Genomic DNA, 19062 nt, shown 5'->3' with positions numbered 1-19062 from the left:
AAATTAAGCAGAGAGTTTAAATAGAATGAGAGTTTGCAAGTGAAAGGATGGATCGATTGGTGAATAATAGCAAAAAGATTATGGGATGGGCACCACCTTTAATAATTGGGATAGCATTAGCCTTCATTATTCGTTCCTTTATCGTGATACCCATTGTGGTTGAAGGAGCTTCGATGAATACCACTTTACTGGATCATGACCGCATGATCGTAAATAAAATGGATGAACCTGAGAGGTTTGATATTATCGTGTTTCACGCAACCGAAACAGAAGATTATATCAAACGTGTAATCGGGCTGCCTGGTGACAAGATTGAATATATAAACGATACGTTATACATAAATGGTGAAGCCTATGATGAGCCTTACCTGGATGAACAAAAGGAAGTGACGGTAGGGGCGTTAACCCCTGATTTCACTTTACAGGAGACCCCATTAAAACAATTCACGGTTCCAAAAGGTGAATTATTCGTCATGGGGGACAACAGGAGATTCAGTAAGGACAGTCGTCAGATCGGCTCAATCCCGATCAATAAAGTAGTGGGAACGACGAATATTGTGTATTGGCCGGTCAAGGAGATGAAGATCATTCATAATTAGATGAGAGAAATGGTCATCATCAACTTGTGGGGAATATTCAAATCCCGAAAAATCAGCAAATACAAAGAATCTGGAGGATGGAAAAATGGACAGCATCATCTTTGACCTGGATGGTACCTTGTGGGACCCTATCGAGTCGGTACTAGAAGCTTGGAATAAGACTATTATAGATCATAAGCGGCTAGAGCATGGGATTACCAGAAAGCACTTGGAAGGGACCATGGGGCTTCAAATGAAGGAAATTGGTAAGGAGTTGTTCCCGGAATTGAATGAAGAGGAAAGGGAGCAATTATTGAAAGACCTTTCCCGTCGTGAAATTCCCCACCTGAGTAAAAACGGCGGTCAATTATATGACCATGTAGAGAAAGTGCTTGAGAAGCTTTCGGAGAAGTATAATCTATTCATCGTCAGCAACTGTCAGGACGGTTATATCGAAGCATTCTATGAGTATCATGGACTGGACAGGCATTTCATCGATTATGAGAATCCAGGAAGGACCGGTCTATCAAAAGGGGAAAACATTAAACTCATCATCGACCGAAACCAATTAAAGGAACCTGTCTATATTGGAGATACAGAAGGCGATCGTAAAGCTACCAAAGAAGCAGGCATCCCGTTTGTATATGCATCCTATGGCTTTGGAAAAGTAGAAACCGATGACTATACGATTCAATCCTTTGATGAATTATTGAAACTTTTTTAGACGGAAGGTCTGTTCTCTCCGAGGGACGGACCTTTCATTTTGTTCTTAATGAATTTAAAAGTCAGTAATCATCTTAGAATGGAAGCTTCTTTTTATATCGTTAAAATGGTAAGCTAATGAATTAGTACATGCAAATTCTCAGGAGGTAGACAGATGAATATTGATAATAACGATATCTTAATTCGGTTGAGATACGCTCTCGATCTTAAAAATACAGAAATGGTAGACATTTTCAAGATTGGCGGAATAGAGTTATCTAAAGATGAAGTATTGAAAGTGCTTACGAAGTCAATGGGTGAAGAAGAATTAGAAGAGGGTAAGAATGAAGAGGACGATCACATACCTTGTGACGATGAGATGTTCGAATCCTTTTTAAATGGATTTATCACGTTCAAAAGAGGAAAGCAGGAGCCAAAGCCTGGACAGACGGACAAACCGGAGATAACGCATGAACATGTGAATAATCTTCTATTAAAGAAAGTCAAGATTGCGCTCTCCTTAACCAGTGAGGATATGATTGAAATCCTGGAATTAGCTGACGTACATATCACAAAAGGTGAATTGGGGGCGATATTACGAAGAGAAGGCCATAAAAATTACCGGATTTGCGGCGATCGTTATGCGCGGAACTTCTTAAAGGGATTGGCCATCCGATATAGGGGGTAGGATATGATTCATACGTATTCAGGGGAGTCCCTTCAATTTGATCTTAAATATAAAAACCGTAAATCCATCGGCATTTTTCTAGATAGCTATGGAAATATTGAAGTCCAAGCACCTAAAGGAACGGATGAGGAATCTGTCATTCGGTTGCTGGAGGATCACTGGGATGGGGTTCTTCAGAAATCGAAAGAAATGAAGGAACGCTTGAATGGTCCACAAGTTAAGTCCTACCAGCATGGAGAGCCTTTCCTGTATCTTGGAAGAAGCTACCCCATTGAAGTTGTTCACACCCCCGACATCACGAAAGACTCTGTAACTTTTAACGGAGATGCGTTGAAAATACAGGTCAGAGAGCTTGAAGATGAACGAATAAAGCACGCGTTAAAACGTTTTTACTACAAGAAGTGCAAGTCCATTGTAGAGAGCAGCATTTCTGTTCATCAGCGCCATTTTAAGATTAAGCCCCGGTCGGTACGCATTTCGGATAGTCAAAAGACTTGGGGAACATGCGATGGAAGAAGACAGCTGACCTTTAACTGGAAATTGGCCATGGCGCCCCGAGGGGTCATCGATTATGTTGTCGTCCATGAACTGTGCCATATGATACACCTCAATCATGATCGATCTTTCTGGCGACTCGTTGGGAAGATTGTACCCGATTATAAAGAGAAAGAGAAATGGCTGGCAAGTACCAGCTGGAAGATGACAGTGTAGTGAGTTAAGAACAGGTTGGGAGGAATGATTACTATATGTCTGAATCACAGGGAATGACGAAGAAAGAAATAGCCGTTTCGTTTCTGGAACGAGTTGCGACAGGGGATGTAAGGGGCGCATTCAAAGATTACACAGAAAATGATTTTCAACACCATAATCCCTATTTTCGAGGTGAGGCGGAATCACTCATGCACGCCATGGAAGAAAATGCTGCAAAAAACCCCGACAAGATATTCGAAGTGAAACGAACGATGGAAGATGGAGAGACAGTAGCGGTTCATTCACATGTGAGGCAGAGTCCTGATGATCCCGGGGCAGTTGTTGTCCACATTTTTCGGTTTGAAAATGGAAAAATCGTCGAATTATGGGACATAGGTCAACCGATTCCGGAAGAAGTCTTTAATGAGAATGGGGTTTTTTAGAAGAACGGTAATAAAAAAACGGTCTCTGTTTGAATACGGAGGACCGGCATATATTAAAACAGAAAAAACCTGCACCCTTATGAAAAATAGGGGTGCAGGTTTTATAATTTATTATTGATTTAGTATTGTAAGTATGATAAATTAATACAGAAACACTTTTATCTCTTAAAAGTTTTCATAATGCCTCAATATTAATTATACAACATAACATCCTCATTAGTCAACCCCGAATTTTACAGTTGAAGGAGTGCTTTGATGAAATCTGAAATTAGGCATGAGCAAAAGCGAGTGGACGTTGTGATTGATAACATCATGAGACAGATCGAAACTTTGGAAACCGAAACAGGGAGGCGCAAGGAGGAAGTGGAGGAGACCCGAAAACATTTCTGGGATGAAGTAAAGGTGAACACAGATACCTTCGATGATTTTCTGGAAACCGTTATTGCCTTAAGGCAGCAGGCTCAATCGTTGACGGTTTCTGAGAGTACTCACAAACAGGCACTAAAAAAATTATCGGCATTGCACAGGATGAAAGGGAAGCCATATTTCGGACGCATCGATTTCACTGAAGAAGGAGAGCGCACTGAAAGGGTATATATCGGCATTTCGACCCTGACTGACCAAACGGGGGAGGACTTTCTTATTTACGATTGGCGGGCGCCGATTTCAAGTGTTTATTATGATTATCCACCAGGGCAGGCTGAATACACCACCCCGGGAGGCATCATCCGTGGGAAAGTGGAGAGCAAGTGGCAGTATCTCATCAGGGATGGTGTAATTGAGTCCATGTTCGATACCAGCCTCACGATCGGCGATGAGATTTTACAGGAGGTACTTGGTAAAAGAACAGACACTCATATGCATAGCATCGTCGCCACGATTCAACAGAAACAGAATCAGATTATCAGGCATGACCACGGCAGGTTACTGATTGTTCAAGGAGCAGCAGGAAGTGGGAAAACATCTGCTGTCCTGCAGCGTATCGCGTACTTGCTATATAAATATAGGGAAACCTTGAAAGCGGATCAAATCGTTTTGTTTTCACCTAACTCTATGTTCAACAGTTATGTATCTCAAGTTCTACCAGAACTCGGGGAAGAAAACATGGAGCAGGTAACTTTTCAGGAGTATTTGGACCACCGATTAAGCACGGAATTCCAGGTGGAGGGTCCATACGATCAACTCGAGTACGTTTTAACTAAGGAGGATAGCCGCCAAACGTATGAAACACGTACGGCGAGCATCCAATTCAAGGCATCTACTGATTTCTTTGAAGCAATCAAATCATACAGAAAATCCTTAGAGAGTTCAGCGATGAAGTTCAAAGGAATCAAGTTCAGGGGAAGGAAGATCGTCACGGCTGAAGAGATCACCGAACGTTTTTATACTTGTAACGGCACACTGCGCTTCCATAACAGGCTTGAAAAGCTGACTGAATGGCTTCTCAGCTTGATCGATCAGGCTGAGAAGCATGAACGAATGGAGCCGTGGGTGGAAGAAGCCATTGAATTGATGAGCAATGAGCAATACCATAAAGCTCGAAAGCATTTTAGGAAGAGAGATATCGCCGATGATTACGAAGTAGAGTACGAAGCTTTGAGAAAATTGATTGTACGGAAAAGGTTCAAGAAACTTCGTAAATGGATCAACTCCCTCCAATATGTGGATGTGAAAATTATTTATCAGCAGCTCTTTGCAGACCCTTTGAAAATTAGTTCATTAATAAGGAAGAAAACACCAGAAAAGTGGGAGTGTATCTGTGAATCCACGTTGAAGATGCTTGAAGAAGGGAAACTGAATTATGAAGATGCGACACCATTCTTACTATTAAAAGAGCTGATTCTCGGCTTCCAAACGAATACATCCATTAAGCATGTACTCATTGACGAAGCACAGGATTATTCTCCTTTTCAATTTGAATTCATTAAAAGGCTGTTTCCTTCAGCCAAAATGACCGTCCTCGGAGATTTTAATCAGGCCATCTTTGCTCATGCACATGAACATGTTGATTTCAGTAATCTGACAGATTTATATGGTCCGGATGAAACGGATCAGATTAACTTGACCGAGAGCTACCGGTCAACCAAACCAATCATAGAATTCACACGCAGGCTGGTACCCGGCGGTGAACATATCTCCGCCTTTGAACGGGACGGAGAAAGACCAGCAATAACGACAGTAACAGACCATGATGAACTGCATGATCGAATTGCCGGAAAAATAGAGAAGTGGAAGGCGCATGGCTACCACTCAATCGCCGTCATATGCAAAACGGCCGCAGAAAGTGAACGAGTATTTAGTTTATTAAACCATGAGGTGAACCTTAAGCTCATGAAGAGCGTCTCTCTCGAATATGAACATGGTGTCGTGGTCATTCCTGCCTACCTGGCCAAAGGAATCGAGTTCGATGCCGTCATCATTTACGACGCGTCTGCCAACACATACGGTGACGAAAGTCTCCGAAGACTATTCTACACCGCCTGCACCCGTGCCATGCACCAACTCCAACTCTACACCATAGGCAAACCAACCCACTTCATCGAATAGAATGAGGGACGGACCTCCTTTTTTTAGAAAGAATCCCTATTTTAAGGGATTTTGCTCTAAAAAAAGAGGTCCGTCCCTCTTTTATGAAAAAAATGGTAAAATATGATGGGAAGCTTTCAAAGATGTAGAGGAGTGAATAAGATGAATTCCAATTTGGATTTGTTGAAGAGTATGGGTGCCCAGCATGATCATCCTAGATTTGTGTTGGGGATAGACGGATTAAGTCGTTCGGGGAAAACTACTTTGGTTCAACAATTAAGCTTTGCTTTAGAGAAAGAAGATCGTCCATATCAAATTTTTCATCTGGATGATTTTATTGTTGAACGGGAACGTCGTTATCATACTGGTTCAGAAGAATGGCAGGAATATTTTCATCTGCAGTGGGATGTAGAATGGCTTTCCAATCATTTTTTTCAAAAGCTGAAGGGAGTGGAACAGATCATTCTCCCTTTTTATGACGGATCAACGGACACACATGAAAACAGGACCATTTCGTTGCCAAAGGAAGGATTGATCGTCATAGAAGGCGTATTCCTTCAGCGGGAGGAATGGAAACATTTTTTTGATAAGATTATCTATTTGGATTGCCAGAGGGAGACCAGGTTTAACCGCGAATCTAATGAAACGAAAAAGAACATTACAAAATTCAAGGAAAGATATTGGAAGGCAGAAGATTATTATATCAATCGGTATCATCCTGCAGAGATGGCTGATATCGTTATCACTTCTTAAGGCTCTTAGTAGAAGGAACCTTACTGTATAAAACTCGTTCGGCGTAGGAGTAGTAGGTTTTCAAACCTTATTAGGGTTTGCCTCGATATTAGATAGAATAGGATTGTATTTTATAAGATAATTTGGAATAATTGGAATTATATCATTAAGTGGGTATTTCAAAATAGAGGATAACTGAAAGGAGTCCTAATGAAAACCAACCGAAAATTGAACGAAATCTTGAATCCCGAAAAGAATACTCCCGACACGTTTGAAGACATCTTGAACCTTGCAGGCGATTGCAAATTCAAGAACTGTACTCACGATACTGAGCAGAACTGTGCCGTGAAAAAAGCGATCATAGAAGGTACTCTTGCTGAAGAAAGGCTTACGACCTATCTTCAGGAAATGAATGAAGCTGCCTATCTGGCAAATAAAAAAAACAAGACGAAGGCAATTGATTACATGAAGCAGCGTAAATTGTTTCGAAAATAGTTTTCAATAAAAAGAGGGTGTTAAAGATGAAGTTTTACATTGGCTCAAGCTTTGCAAATAAGGACCTTGTTCGATATGTTAGTGATCGGCTAGAACAAAAAGGCTTTATCCAAACATATGATTGGACCAGGAATGAACGCCCAGCAACAGTGAAAGACCTTCAGCATATCGGACAGAATGAAAAAGATGCCATCACTGATTCAAATGTCGTCATCATCATACTCCCTGGTGGAAAAGGGAGTCACGTCGAACTGGGAATAGCCCTGGGACTTGGTAAACGGATCATATTGTATTCTCCAAATGGAGAAGTACATGATTTCGCTAACACAACTACATTTTACCACTTACCTGAGGTGGAAAAGTGTTCGGGGAGTACAGAGGAATTATTGGAATACGTGTTAGAAAGTCGAATTTACAGCCCCAATGAGTAAGAGCGATGTGACCATTGCTCGAGGAAGGAGTCCCCATTGAAGAAAATAAAAAGACTGAACTTACCAAGTCAAGGCAGAGTCATAGTAATCTCGGACATTCATGGAGAACTGAATCTATTTACCAATCTATTAAATAACTTGAACCTTAGATCAGAGGATTATGTAATCATTAACGGTGATCTCTGTGAAAAAGGCAGTAATAGTAAAGGGACTGTCCGATATATCATGGATTTATCAAAGAGGAATACGAACGTCTATGTAACGGAGGGGAATTGCGACACTGTGGTAGAAGATCTTCTTAAAGAGAATCCTAAATTGATGAACTACATCAGTTCAAGAAAACATTCTATATTGAAAGAGTGGCTTGATGAAGTAAGGTTTGAACTAAATGAAGATACTACGGTCCAGGAGGTGAAAGATATCCTCACTCAACATTTCTCCCATGAAATCCAATGGCTGATGGAGTTGCCAACTGCAATCGAAACAGACGACTATATTTTCGTTCACGCAGGTCTTGATGATTGTGAGGATTGGAGAGAAACGGATCGAATGTCTGCGATCACGATGCCTGCATTCCTGGAAAAATCACATCGAACAGGGAAATATGTGATTGTCGGGCACTGGCCGGTCGTCAATTATTTCTGTGACATTCCTTCCAATAATCCGATTGTAAGTGAAGATAAGAAAATCATCTCCATTGATGGAGGGAATGTCATTAAATCGACAGGTCAGTTAAACGCATTTATCATACATAGAACAACGAACGGGGACACCTTTTCCCATACGTATACAGATCATCACCTAACATGTGAAGTGGTGAAGGGCTACTTATCAGACCCAATCATGTCGGGATCCATTTCCTACCCAAACTATGAATTGATGCCCCTTCAACCATCTGAGCACTTTACACTGTGCAAACAAGTCGGGACCAATGATCTATTATATGTTAAAAATGAGTATATCCATCAAAGTGAAAAGGGAACTTATTCGGCAAAAACGGATCTTTCATGTGCACAGATCTCTGTAGATATTGGAGATATCATATCTGTTGTAGACAGTAGTTGCTCAGGATATGACTTAATCAAGAAAAATGGGGAAGAGGGATGGGTACCTAAAGACGTCCTCCCAGTTAAACAACGTGGTTCGATTCCCGTTGTTTAATAAAGATGACTATAAGGTGAGATAATCTATGGAATATAAAATAGAAACAAAAAAAGGGTATAGTCCGCAATTCAGTTACCTCGTCTCCCAGATGGACTATGCCAGAAAAACGACATTGGACAGTGTGAGAGGATTAACCCCTTCTGAACTGGATTTTTTACCGTGTGAAGGTGCTAACAGTATTGGGGCTCTACTGCTACACATGGCGGCGGTAGAAAAAGGGTTTCAAATAGAACTATTTGATGAGAGAAGGCCAAACGAACAGGAAATGACTGAATGGGGCGCGGCCTATAGCCTTGGAGAAGATGGCCGGAAGAATATAAATGGGAATCCTTTAGAATTTTATCTGACAAAACTTGATGAGGTCAGAAAGAAAACATTCCAGGAGTTTTCCGAACGTAATGATGAATGGCTCTTTGAAAGCAGATTATGGGACAATCAGCCTTCCAACCATTATTTCATCTGGTTTCATGTATTCGAGGATGAGATTAATCACAGGGGACAAATCCGGCTGATCAGAAGAATACTCTCTGATAAGAATAATTTTTGATGAAGTTGTTGTGATTTAGTCAGGTCTTTCAGTGATGTGATAGCCTAATTCAGGGAGTGTAAGACAATGAATAGAATTGAAATTAGCAGACCAAACTCAAGGGATAAAAATGAACTTATCCAATTTTTTAGTACGGTCATTCAAGATACCTTTGCCAAAGAGGGGATTTCTTCCTTTCATGAAGATCTAAAGAATGAAATAGAAACCAAATGTACCTATTTACAATCTGACTATGACAGTAATGGGACAGAACGGTATTTTTTAATAGCAAAAGATGGCCAAACGATAGTAGGTACCATCGAATACGGTCATTCCAGTGAATTGATTAATCGCACAACCAATGGCGCTCTAATGGATGTATATGAGATAGGAACGGTCTTTGTCCATCCCGGTTACCAACGACGTGGGATTGGTTCGCTTCTTTTGAACACAATGCTCCTTACGTTTCTAAACCGGGGGATTGCAGAGTTTTGCATGGATAGTGGATATGCTACCGCTCAAACAGTATGGACAAGAAAATTGGGAGATCCCGATTATTGGTTGAAAAATTACTGGGGTGAAGATTCCGATCACATGATATGGAAGAGGAAAGTAAAAGATGTTCCCATCATATTCAGGGAAAATCTTCATTGGGAAAATAGTGGGGGATCCTATGAAACCACAAACGATCACCTTTGATGAAAAATTGAAAGATTACCAAGTAGTCGGAGTCAGCATGGCTACAATTGAAGGAGACTGCATAAGTAAAACCGACTGTTTTGGTATCCTTGAGATAGGAACAAATAGACGAGTGGACCATGAATCAATCTTTCATGCATGTTCAATCAGTAAGTATTTTACCTCCATGTTAGTGATGACTCTATCCGAACAGGGGATTCTGGATATAGATAGGAATATTAACGAGTATCTGTCTTCTTGGAAAGTTCCGATGAATTCTTTCGGATTCATAACGTTGAGGCATTTACTCAGTCACCATTCAGGGATTGTGGATCCCGAAGGCTCATTTCATGAACTCATACCTATGTTTGAAACTCCTTCCATAATAGAAATATTAGAAGGCAAAACGCCGTATTGTAATATTCCAATAGAGGTGAAATATAAGCCTGGGAGCAAATTTTCCTATTCCGACGCCGGCTTCTGCGTCATCCAGCTTGTGATAGAGGATGTAATGGGGAAACCATTTGAAGAAGTAATGGAAGAATATTTATTTATGCCCCTACAATTAAATAATAGTACTTTTCAGCTGCCACCATCCAAAGATCAGTTCTCATGCGGTCATACCAAGGGTGGTGGATTGGTAAAAGAAAAATATCCAATTTACCCCTTTCCTGCAGCTTCGGGATTATGGACGACCCCAACAGATGTGGCTCTTTTGGTTATTGAATTGATGAAAGCATACAAAGGAGAAAGTAATCAATTCTCTAAAAATAGTGCTAAAGAGTTGGTAGTCCCTCAATTTGGAAAAGAGTGGATGGGTCTTGGCGTTTTTCGGGATACCCATGAGAAAGGGTTAGAAGTTTCCTCACTCGGATGGGGAGTTGGCTTTCAATGTATGTTGGTTGCATTTCCTAATGAAGAAGCGGGTCTGGTCATCATGACGAATACAGACACAGGAGTTCATCAGCTAAAGGGACTCATAGGTGAAGTATACAGAGCATATTATCAATAATCGTAAAAATGGCGAGATTCGTTAGAAATGAAATGGGGGAACCGAAAATGGTACATGCACCTATTTTGGTTATTTTCAAGGGCGTCGGGATGGTAATGAAGTCATAATCCTATATACGTCTATTAAATTTAGTTCGATGTGAGACAGAAAAGAAGGCTCAAACATCCGAGCCTTCTTTTCAATTAAACAACCAGTCCTAGAAATTTCTATTTTTTCTCGCTTTTTTTCTAAAGTAACCAATGGTTATTCCAATAATGACCGCAATAATTAATAGAGGAATAATTATAAACAATACAGCTCCGGATGCTCCACTCATTGAGGTTCCTCCTCTCGATTCATACAAAAGGATATTCCCTGGAACTTCATTGCTAAAACGTACGGATGTGTTGTAATTCGGAAATAAAGTAAGCTCATGGGGTGAAATGACACAATTTTCTCAACCATTTTTAATGTTCAATTGAATCTCCCTAATGAATCGCCGGAATTTTAATTTTCACCGTGAATTCTTCTTCCTTATAAACAAAATCCAGAAAACCATTGTATTCTTTGACGGTTTCTTGAATGATTTTTGTTCCGAGACCTTCGTGGCCTTTCTTTGTCGTATGTCCATGGCTTTGATATAGCTCATCAAGGATCTGTGGTGCTATCGGGAGGGAAGGGTTCTTGCAAATCAGCATATAAAGGCCGCTTCGTTTATAAAACTGAAGGCTTATGGTTGCTTGATTACCGTTATGTTCAAGCCATTCGGTGGAAGCCTCTATACTGTTGGACAACAGATTCCCAAGAAGAGTCACAATCTTCCTATCTGGCAGGGGCAGTGTTGAAAGGGGCATATCCACATCATAGATCATCGTCACCCCGCAAGACTTTCCTCGGTTATACATCTGGTGGAGAATTCCGGCCACACTTCCACGTTCCCCTTTAATCGAAAGGTTGGTTTCTTCATATCCGTCCACCAAATCGTCTAAATAGGCAGCTGCTTCTTCGTGGTGGTGATGTTCAAGCATATAGTGAATCGAAGAAATATGTTTGAGAAAATCATGCCGTTCACTTCGTACAACTCTAAATGTTTCCGATAAATGTATCTGATCAATCTCGAGCTGCTCATAATTTTTCTGAAGCACCTTAATCTTGGTGGAGACTTCCCAACGGATCCACTCGATTCCGATGAAGGTAATAAAAAAGCACGCTGATAACCATGGTGTTTGAATGATCAAATATGGAAGTAACAAGAATAGTTGAACAAGGGAAAGCAGGTTACTCCATTTCTGATCAAATCTGAAAGTGTGTATTTTCGTCTTTCTATAATACAGATAAGTAACGAAAAAGACTGCTGGATAAATAAAATAATAGGGCAGATGCCACGGCAGGTTCGTTACTAGTGCATGTATATGTACAAATCCAATTAAGGATAGTATTAACCAATAGATCTTCATTTGTTTCACAACGGGCTCCACCTTTTAGAAATAATGTTGTTGCAAATACTCTACTTTCTCCTTTGTGATCATCGCCTGTGCCTCTATTCCTTCAAATGTAATCACATATGAATTCTTCGCATAGAGAGAGAAATTCTTTACATAGTGTATATTGATGATAAAGGAGCGATGGGAACGGATGAAATCCCTTTCACGCAATTCTCCTTCCAACTCATTCAAGGTCAGGTAGGTCTTGATGCTCTCTTCTTTAGTGTAAATCGTCGTTGACCTGCCAGATCTCTCAATGAAGACGATATCTTTCTTCTGAACAATATGTATGTCATTTTTTTGCTTTAAATAAAGCCGTCCTTTCAACTCAGCCGATCTCGATTTTTCCATGAGGCGATCGATTGATTTCATCAGGCGGTCATTTGTATAAGGCTTCATAATATAGTCGTGGACGTTCAGTTCAAAGGCGTGGACAGCATATCCACTATTTGCCGTTACGAAAATCACCGATATGTTCAGTGCGTGTGAGTGTATAATATCTGCCAATTCATAACCTGATAGGTGGGGCATTTCAATATCGGCAATCAATACATCAATGGTTTCTTTCTTGATTTGGTCATAGGCTTCCTCGGCGGAGGTGGTGGAAAAGACGATCTCCACATTCTGTGCACGGGAAACGATGCCGTTCAATTTATCTAAGTCAATCATTCGATCGTCTACCAGACCAATCTTCATTTCCATTCCCCTCGCATCTTTTGAAGTTCTCCTTCATTTTACCATCTTTAAAGAAGAATTTGGCATTTTCACGACAAGAAACGGACTTTTCGCGACAAAAGTAAAGATTCTCATTCGAAATATTTGTAAGATGAAAATACAATATTGTCAGATGGGGTGAGGAAATTGATCAAAGTAAATGAAGTTTCGAAACAGTTTAAAGATAAGAAGAAATATGTCTCAGCTTTAAAACATGTCTCTCTGTCGGTACAAAAAGGGGAAGTGGTCGGGCTGTTAGGAGAAAATGGTGCCGGAAAGACGACGCTTCTAAGGACGATTGCAACTCTCTTGACACCTACCGAGGGTTCCATAGAAGTTGCCGGTCACGATACCTTAAAGGAACCTAATGAAATCAAAACAAAGATCGGCGTTTTATTTGGAGGGGAGACCGGTTTGTATGACCGACTATCTGCAAGGGAAAATCTTCAATACTTCGCTCGATTGTACGGGTTAAGCAAACACGAAACGAAGGTGAGGATCGATGACTTATCGAGAATGTTCGGGATGAGAGATTATCTTGATCGAAGGGTAGGCGGATTTTCTAAAGGGATGCGTCAGAAGGTCGCCATCGCACGAACCCTGATTCATAATCCGGAAATCATTCTCTTTGACGAACCGACGACCGGTCTCGACATCACTTCCTCAAATGTGTTTCGCCAGCTTGTACATCAGTTGAAGAGAGAAGGAAAGACTATCCTCTTCTCAAGTCATATCATGGAAGAAGTCTCCATGCTATGTGACAAAGTAGCCATGATGCATAAAGGAGAATTGGTGTACCAAGGGGATATTGAAGAATTATATAAGACTGAAAAGAGCAGGGACCTAAATTATATCTTTATGAGTAAATTGGTGAGAGGGGATGAACACTATGCTTCTTAATATCTACCTGAAAGAATTGAAAGACAGTTTCAGAGACCGGAGAACCCTTCTATTGACCGTCTTTCTTCCGATTTTTATGATGAGTGGACTTGTGTTTTTCTATGAGAATATGGTTTCCGATGACGAAGGTGACACGTATGCCCTTGCAGTGGACTCCAACGTCAGTAAGGAAATCTCTCAAATATTCTCAGGATATGAAACCATTGAATTAGTTAAAACAGACAATCCCAAGAAAGCCGTAGAAGAGGGAGAGGCACTTGTTGCCATGATTGTCAGCGATGATTTCATTCAAAATATCAATGATGGAAAAGAAGCGGATATCACCTTAATCGGAGATTCCTTCAGCCAGAACTCCAGCAACCTCATGAATGCGACTACAAATGCCCTCACCGCCTTTGAAAAAGAAGTTACGTCAGAAAGGTTGAGAGCTGAGGGGACGGACCTTTCCATCATCCAGCCATTCACCATCACACAGGAGGAAGTGTCTGATGACGAGGGGAGTATGTTCCTGTTATCCTTTCTTGTTCCTTTAATCCTTGCCATATCCATAGGAGTGGGAACCTCACCGTCGGCTGCAGACTTGTTCGCAGGTGAAAAAGAGAAGAAAACAATGGAAGCTTTGCTCATGACACCTGTGAAACGATCCACATTAATGCTTTCCAAGTGGTTGACCATTGCTTCCGTAGGTGTCATTACAGGTCTTGTCACGCTCATTGTCCTTGCCATTGAGATTACGCTATTCACAGAAAACCTGAAAGATGCAGTATCCTTTGGTGAGAATGTCTATGTGATAGTGGGGATCTCCTTGTTGCTTACCATTGTGTATGCCGTGTTTATCGCTTCACTCCAGATGATCACAAGCATTTTAGGAAAAACCGTAAAAGAAGCAGGGAGCTATAGTGCGCCAATCATGATGCTTGCAGCGTTCCCGGGCATGTTCATCACAAATGTCGGACTAAATGAACTTACCTTTAAACATTTTGCCATCCCGATATTGAACCTATTCAGCCAATTCAAAGAATTGCTGATGGGTGTGGTCGATTATCAGCACATCGCGATTACGATAGGAAGCAATCTGGTGATTATGGTGATCATCTTTGTCATTGGCAGAGTTCTATTTTTGAAGGATAAATGGGTGATGAACTAAAGTGGAATGGAAACTAGCGTTCTGAAAAGATACGGCTTTTACAATCAATATTGATCAAATTATCTTTTGGAAATCAGAGGAGGTTGGGGATGAAGGAGAATCTTACTTTCGCATGGATCGCTTCATGGTTTGCTCTCTTGGGTCAACTGATGTTTTTCATCTGTGTAGCACTTTACACTGGTCAATGGATGTACGTGATGTGGAGTTTTGTGATAAGTATGTCGGTAGGTGTACCAAGTATGATTCGTACTTGGCAGGCTGCTAAAAAGAAGCAACACGAACAAATATAAAAAGAAGGGAAAAATAAGCGATGGACAATATTGATAAACGAAACCGACTGGAAGATTCTCCTTTTCACTACCGTGTCCTTAAAGATCAAACTGTATTTATTGAATATGAGGGAAAGCAGGTGAAAATTTTAAGAGGGAGAGAAGCCGGTAAATTTTTGAAAAAAATTAACGATGCTAATGATGAAAAAGGAATTCAGTTGATCATGGCAAAAGTGACAGGGAATTTCAAGAGGGGAAATGAACGGAAGAATTGAGAGGGTTTACTAGGAGGATTTCCTAATCAGGGAGTCCTCTTTTTCTATTATGCTAGCATTTTGAATATTATGGTAAAATAAAAGGATATTAAGATTCTTCACTAATTTTTTGCTGTTTCCGTATAATTTTGCATTGTTTAAACGTTTTACATATGAATGATAAATTAGAGGGGGATGAACATGCAGGAAAAAATGAAAGAATCATTTACTGAAAAAAACAGGGAATTGGCGATTGAATTCAATTCCATGATGGAAGAATTCAAAGAAGGCTTGTGGAGGTATTGCCGGTACTTAACTGGATCACCATGGGATGGAGAGGATTTATTTCAGGATACCATGCTAAAAGCTTTCGGAGGTTATTATCAGCGATGGCACCCGACTAACCCGAAAGCCTACTTGTATCGATTGGCGACAACCACGTGGATTGACCAATGTCGTAAAGAAAAAAGACATGTCGGTCTTCTTGAAGAAGATGAACTTCCTCTTGAAGACTTCACAGATGGTCTGGAGGCAGAGGAAGCATTACACATCCTATTTGATCTTTTTTACCCCAGGCAGGTGGCGGTATTTTTGTTAAAAGAAGTGTTCAGATTCGATGCCAGGGAAGTGGCGGGTATGGTGAGGACGACTCCAGGAGCGGTTTATGCAACGGTCCGTCGAATGAAAGAGAAGTTGCAATCTGTCGATCTAAAGGAGAGCAGGACTCAAGAGTCGGTAGCTGAAACTCATCCGGTCATCCAAGCCTATCTGAAAGCAATGAATGAGGGTGATATTGAAGCCGTTCTGACATTGATCAGTGAAGAAGCCCACAATGAGGCTGCCCTCGGGTTCCAGGAATACAGCAAGAGAGAAATGCGTTCCGGGTCTATGAAATATGGCCTCCCTGGTATGAGAGCTGAAGAATACAGCTTATGGGGCCGAACTGTCATCATCATACTTTCTGAGGGAACGAACGGACCTGAAATCCATGATATTCAGTACCAGGAAGTGGAGAATGGGAAGATTGTGCATCATATTAGTTACTACTTTAGAAAAGAATTGATTTTTGCCGCTTGTGAAGAATTGGGGATTCCACCGCAAATCGACAAGCCTGTAGTGGAATGGGATTAACAGGAGTAAAGGAAGCCAATCTGATGATTGAGCTTCTTTTTTTAAAAAAATCAGGTTTTATGGATAATTATGTTAATGTATAGTCATAACTTTCTTTTATTTTTTGTTTAACTTTGGAATGAAGTGATTTGGTAGAGAGTTAGAACAAAGGGAGGAGATCCAAGTTGCAAATACGATTGAAAAATGAAGACCTCATAGAAATAAGGGCATATGAAACGGAAGACTTTTTCTATATACATACTTTAAATAGAGAAGAAAAGTGGAATAATCTTGTGGAAAATATGGTAAGTACAAAGGATGCATGGGACCATTCGAACATTGCATATGTAGCAGAGTTTAATGGGCGTGTCATCGGGTATATCCGAGGACTTACGGATCAATCTGTATCATTGTTTATTTGTGAACTACTAGTCAACGAAGATTTCCGCGGGTTGGGCATAGGCGATGCTATGCTGAAATACGTTCATGGGCTATTTCCAAAGACGAGAATTGAAATGCTGACCAACACGTCTTCTCATACCTATTATGAGCAAAAAGGATACAGACCGTTTTATGGATTCAGAAAGACCTTTACGGAGCATTAAGATGATATTAAGGGCACGTCACGATCACACTTTTTAAATCAGATTTCATTTTTTCAAGAACGCAATGAACGTAAAACCTATTTAACTGTCTGATCATATATGAAAAGAGGATTGCATTTGAATTCCATCTTCAACATATGATGATAAGGGGGAGATATAAATGCTGTGGTTTGTTGTTTTAATTGCAGGAACAATATTATTTGCGTTAGCCATTGACATCAGACGCAAGCGAAGAGGGAACGACCGACACACTCCGGGGATAGATCCTGGAGCGAAACCAGGGGAAGACCGAAACTATACTATGGGTGGCGGACGGGACTCTGGGGGAGGGACAGGGCAATGACGTGACCACGCTATAAATTTATACCCCTGTTATTCTATCCATTTCACTTTTCATCAATCGATTTAAAAAAGTCCAGTACAGAGTTACTGGGCTTTTTAATATTCCAAAACATTCCTTTATCAAATTATTCACTTATTACAAAACTCGCACTTTTTAAAATATAAAAAAAGATTGTCAGAAACAAAATGATTTGAAATAATTGGTAGCAATAGATCGTCAAGGGAGGTTTTAAAATTGAAATTAACACATACCAGAATACTGGTGGACAATTATAGAAAATGCTTTCTTTTTTACAGAGACACCCTTGGCTTTGAAGTATCATGGGGTGATGAAAACTCCCTGTATGGGCAATTTAAAGTTGGGCAAACGCATTTAGGGATTTTTGAGAGGAAACAGATGACGAATGCGCTTAATTCTGGGTACGTTGAAGAGATGGAACAAGGCGAACGTTTTGCTTTAGTATTTGAGGTGACGAGTGTCGAGGATACTTATGAAAAACTGAAAGAAAAAGTGGAATTCATTACAAAACCCATGGAGAAATTGGAGTGGGGGATGAAGGTCGCTCATTTCCGTGATCCCGAGGGTGCATTATTGGAAATCTATGAAAATATTTAAGGTGATAACTAACAGGAATCTCGCTTCTATAAATAGGAGGTAAACACATTATGACCAATCTGACAGGCAAAATAGCCATTGTGACGGGAGTAAGCAGGGACAAGGGAATTGGGGCAGCCATTTGCCGATTACTTGCAGGTGCGGGGGCAGATGTCTTCTTTACTCATTTGAGTTCATTTGATGAAATGAGTGGAACGGGAGCAGATCATCGCTTTCCTCATCTTCTATGTAAGGAACTGCTCCATATAGGAGTGCGCGCTGCTCATATGGAGCTGGATCTGAGTGACGAAACAGCTCCCTCACGATTGATGGACCAAGTACAGGAAACTCTAGGCACCCCCACAACATTAGTGAACAACGCAACATACGAAGCGTCGGCGAACTTTCGTACACTTGATAAAAGCATTCTTGATAAGCATTATCAAGTGAACAATAGTGGTACCATACTGTTGACAATGGAGTTTGCAAGGCGATATGAGAGAGCTTTCCCCGGGTATAATCATGGTCGGATTATCAACATGGTTTCAAAAGGACCGGACCCAAATAATTTAGCATACATAGCCTCAAAAGGAATGTTGATCGCGATAACGGAACCGTTATCTGTCGGACTTGCACCTGTTGGGATCACCGTAAACTCAATCGATCCCGGTCCGACCGATTCAGGGTGGATTACTGATGAGATTAGAGATCATTTACTCCCCATGTTTCCAAGCGGCCGTATCGGGGAATCAGAGGACGCTGCAAGACTGATCAGATTCCTAGCCAGTGAAGATTCCGGCTGGATCACAGGACAATTGATCAAATCCGAAGGCGGTTTTTTAGGAAAGTAATCGATTTAGTGAGGGCCGGACCTGTTTTTTAGAAAGATAGGTCCGTCCCTCCGTTTACAAAATTATCTATTAATGAGATAATAATGAAAATGTTACGGGGAGGGATAGTAAGTTTATGGAACCAACTAATTGCTGATTAATTTATCT

At 40.7% G+C, this 19062-nt stretch carries 24 protein-coding genes; 22 read left to right on the top strand and 2 right to left on the bottom strand.

What is annotated here, in order from left to right:
* Positions 1-56 precede the first annotated feature (56 nt).
* From lepB to NQ095_RS03860, 13 genes are all read left to right on the top strand, one after another.
* Positions 57-599, top strand: a complete 543-nt coding sequence (gene lepB / locus NQ095_RS03920) for a signal peptidase I (protein WP_375162802.1) — start codon at positions 57-59, stop codon at positions 597-599.
* Between the two features lie 85 nt (positions 600-684).
* Positions 685-1302, top strand: a complete 618-nt coding sequence (locus NQ095_RS03915) for an HAD family hydrolase (RefSeq protein ID WP_258262183.1) — start codon at positions 685-687, stop codon at positions 1300-1302.
* Between the two features lie 153 nt (positions 1303-1455).
* Positions 1456-1968: a YehS family protein gene (locus tag NQ095_RS03910; protein WP_258262182.1), complete on the top strand. Its 513-nt coding sequence runs from the start codon at positions 1456-1458 to the stop codon at positions 1966-1968.
* 3 nt (positions 1969-1971) lie between these two features.
* Positions 1972-2679 (top strand): M48 family metallopeptidase, encoded by a 708-nt coding sequence (locus tag NQ095_RS03905; protein WP_258262181.1) that lies wholly within the window; start codon positions 1972-1974, stop codon positions 2677-2679.
* 35 nt (positions 2680-2714) lie between these two features.
* Positions 2715-3101 (top strand): nuclear transport factor 2 family protein, encoded by a 387-nt coding sequence (locus tag NQ095_RS03900; RefSeq protein WP_258262180.1) that lies wholly within the window; start codon positions 2715-2717, stop codon positions 3099-3101.
* A gap of 255 nt (positions 3102-3356) precedes the next feature.
* Complete coding sequence (gene helD, locus NQ095_RS03895; RefSeq protein ID WP_258262179.1) at positions 3357-5648, top strand: RNA polymerase recycling motor HelD; 2292 nt, start codon at positions 3357-3359, stop codon at positions 5646-5648.
* 141 nt (positions 5649-5789) lie between these two features.
* Positions 5790-6380 (top strand): kinase, encoded by a 591-nt coding sequence (locus tag NQ095_RS03890; RefSeq protein WP_258262178.1) that lies wholly within the window; start codon positions 5790-5792, stop codon positions 6378-6380.
* A 189-nt stretch (positions 6381-6569) separates the two neighbouring features.
* Positions 6570-6854: a ribosome small subunit-dependent GTPase A gene (locus NQ095_RS03885; protein ID WP_258262177.1), complete on the top strand. Its 285-nt coding sequence runs from the start codon at positions 6570-6572 to the stop codon at positions 6852-6854.
* 26 nt (positions 6855-6880) lie between these two features.
* On the top strand, positions 6881-7285 hold the full coding sequence (locus NQ095_RS03880; protein WP_258262176.1) for a nucleoside 2-deoxyribosyltransferase: 405 nt from the start codon (positions 6881-6883) through the stop codon (positions 7283-7285).
* A 36-nt stretch (positions 7286-7321) separates the two neighbouring features.
* Positions 7322-8446 (top strand): metallophosphoesterase, encoded by a 1125-nt coding sequence (locus NQ095_RS03875; RefSeq protein ID WP_258262175.1) that lies wholly within the window; start codon positions 7322-7324, stop codon positions 8444-8446.
* Positions 8447-8474: 28 nt separating this feature from the next.
* A complete protein-coding gene (locus NQ095_RS03870) occupies positions 8475-8996 on the top strand; it encodes a DinB family protein (protein WP_258262174.1) in 522 nt (173 codons plus the stop codon).
* 66 nt (positions 8997-9062) lie between these two features.
* A complete protein-coding gene (locus NQ095_RS03865; protein WP_258262173.1) occupies positions 9063-9674 on the top strand; it encodes a GNAT family N-acetyltransferase in 612 nt (203 codons plus the stop codon).
* Positions 9649-10665 (top strand): serine hydrolase domain-containing protein, encoded by a 1017-nt coding sequence (locus tag NQ095_RS03860; RefSeq protein WP_258262172.1) that lies wholly within the window; start codon positions 9649-9651, stop codon positions 10663-10665. The genes NQ095_RS03865 and NQ095_RS03860 overlap by 26 nt, the downstream gene beginning before the upstream one ends.
* Before the next feature lie 467 nt (positions 10666-11132).
* Here the strand turns inward: NQ095_RS03860 and NQ095_RS03855 are convergent, their stop codons facing one another.
* Entirely contained in the window at positions 11133-12101 is a 969-nt protein-coding gene (locus tag NQ095_RS03855; RefSeq protein ID WP_258262215.1) for a sensor histidine kinase, read from the bottom strand.
* A gap of 24 nt (positions 12102-12125) precedes the next feature.
* Positions 12126-12824 (bottom strand): LytR/AlgR family response regulator transcription factor, encoded by a 699-nt coding sequence (locus tag NQ095_RS03850; protein WP_258262171.1) that lies wholly within the window; start codon positions 12822-12824, stop codon positions 12126-12128.
* A 165-nt stretch (positions 12825-12989) separates the two neighbouring features.
* Here NQ095_RS03850 and NQ095_RS03845 point away from each other — a divergent pair, with 165 nt between their 5' ends.
* The 9 genes from NQ095_RS03845 (at position 12990) to NQ095_RS03805 (ending at position 18915) form a co-directional block, all read left to right on the top strand.
* Positions 12990-13742 carry an ABC transporter ATP-binding protein gene (locus NQ095_RS03845; RefSeq protein ID WP_258262170.1) on the top strand — a complete coding sequence of 251 codons (753 nt, stop codon included), beginning with the start codon at positions 12990-12992 and terminating at the stop codon, positions 13740-13742.
* Positions 13732-14889, top strand: coding sequence for an ABC transporter permease (locus NQ095_RS03840; RefSeq protein WP_258262169.1), 1158 nt, complete (start codon positions 13732-13734; stop codon positions 14887-14889). Before NQ095_RS03845 ends, NQ095_RS03840 begins: the two co-directional genes overlap by 11 nt.
* 89 nt (positions 14890-14978) lie before the next feature.
* Positions 14979-15179 (top strand): hypothetical protein, encoded by a 201-nt coding sequence (locus NQ095_RS03835; RefSeq protein ID WP_258262168.1) that lies wholly within the window; start codon positions 14979-14981, stop codon positions 15177-15179.
* A gap of 20 nt (positions 15180-15199) precedes the next feature.
* Positions 15200-15433, top strand: a complete 234-nt coding sequence (locus NQ095_RS03830; RefSeq protein WP_258262167.1) for a hypothetical protein — start codon at positions 15200-15202, stop codon at positions 15431-15433.
* 180 nt (positions 15434-15613) lie between these two features.
* Entirely contained in the window at positions 15614-16543 is a 930-nt protein-coding gene (locus NQ095_RS03825; RefSeq protein ID WP_258262166.1) for a sigma-70 family RNA polymerase sigma factor, read from the top strand.
* A 164-nt stretch (positions 16544-16707) separates the two neighbouring features.
* Positions 16708-17127 carry a GNAT family N-acetyltransferase gene (locus tag NQ095_RS03820; protein ID WP_258262165.1) on the top strand — a complete coding sequence of 140 codons (420 nt, stop codon included), beginning with the start codon at positions 16708-16710 and terminating at the stop codon, positions 17125-17127.
* A gap of 160 nt (positions 17128-17287) precedes the next feature.
* Positions 17288-17470 carry a hypothetical protein gene (locus NQ095_RS03815; RefSeq protein ID WP_258262164.1) on the top strand — a complete coding sequence of 61 codons (183 nt, stop codon included), beginning with the start codon at positions 17288-17290 and terminating at the stop codon, positions 17468-17470.
* Positions 17471-17704: 234 nt separating this feature from the next.
* Positions 17705-18085 (top strand): VOC family protein, encoded by a 381-nt coding sequence (locus NQ095_RS03810; protein ID WP_258262163.1) that lies wholly within the window; start codon positions 17705-17707, stop codon positions 18083-18085.
* 50 nt (positions 18086-18135) lie between these two features.
* Positions 18136-18915: an SDR family oxidoreductase gene (locus tag NQ095_RS03805; protein ID WP_258262162.1), complete on the top strand. Its 780-nt coding sequence runs from the start codon at positions 18136-18138 to the stop codon at positions 18913-18915.
* Positions 18916-19062: the final 147 nt, after the last annotated feature.

The sequence above is a fragment of the Rossellomorea sp. SC111 genome (assembly GCF_024733565.1).
In the GTDB taxonomy this organism is placed as follows: domain Bacteria; phylum Bacillota; class Bacilli; order Bacillales; family Bacillaceae_B; genus Rossellomorea.
Note: the sequence above shows the minus strand (reverse complement) of the source record. Positions and strands in the feature narration are given on the sequence as shown.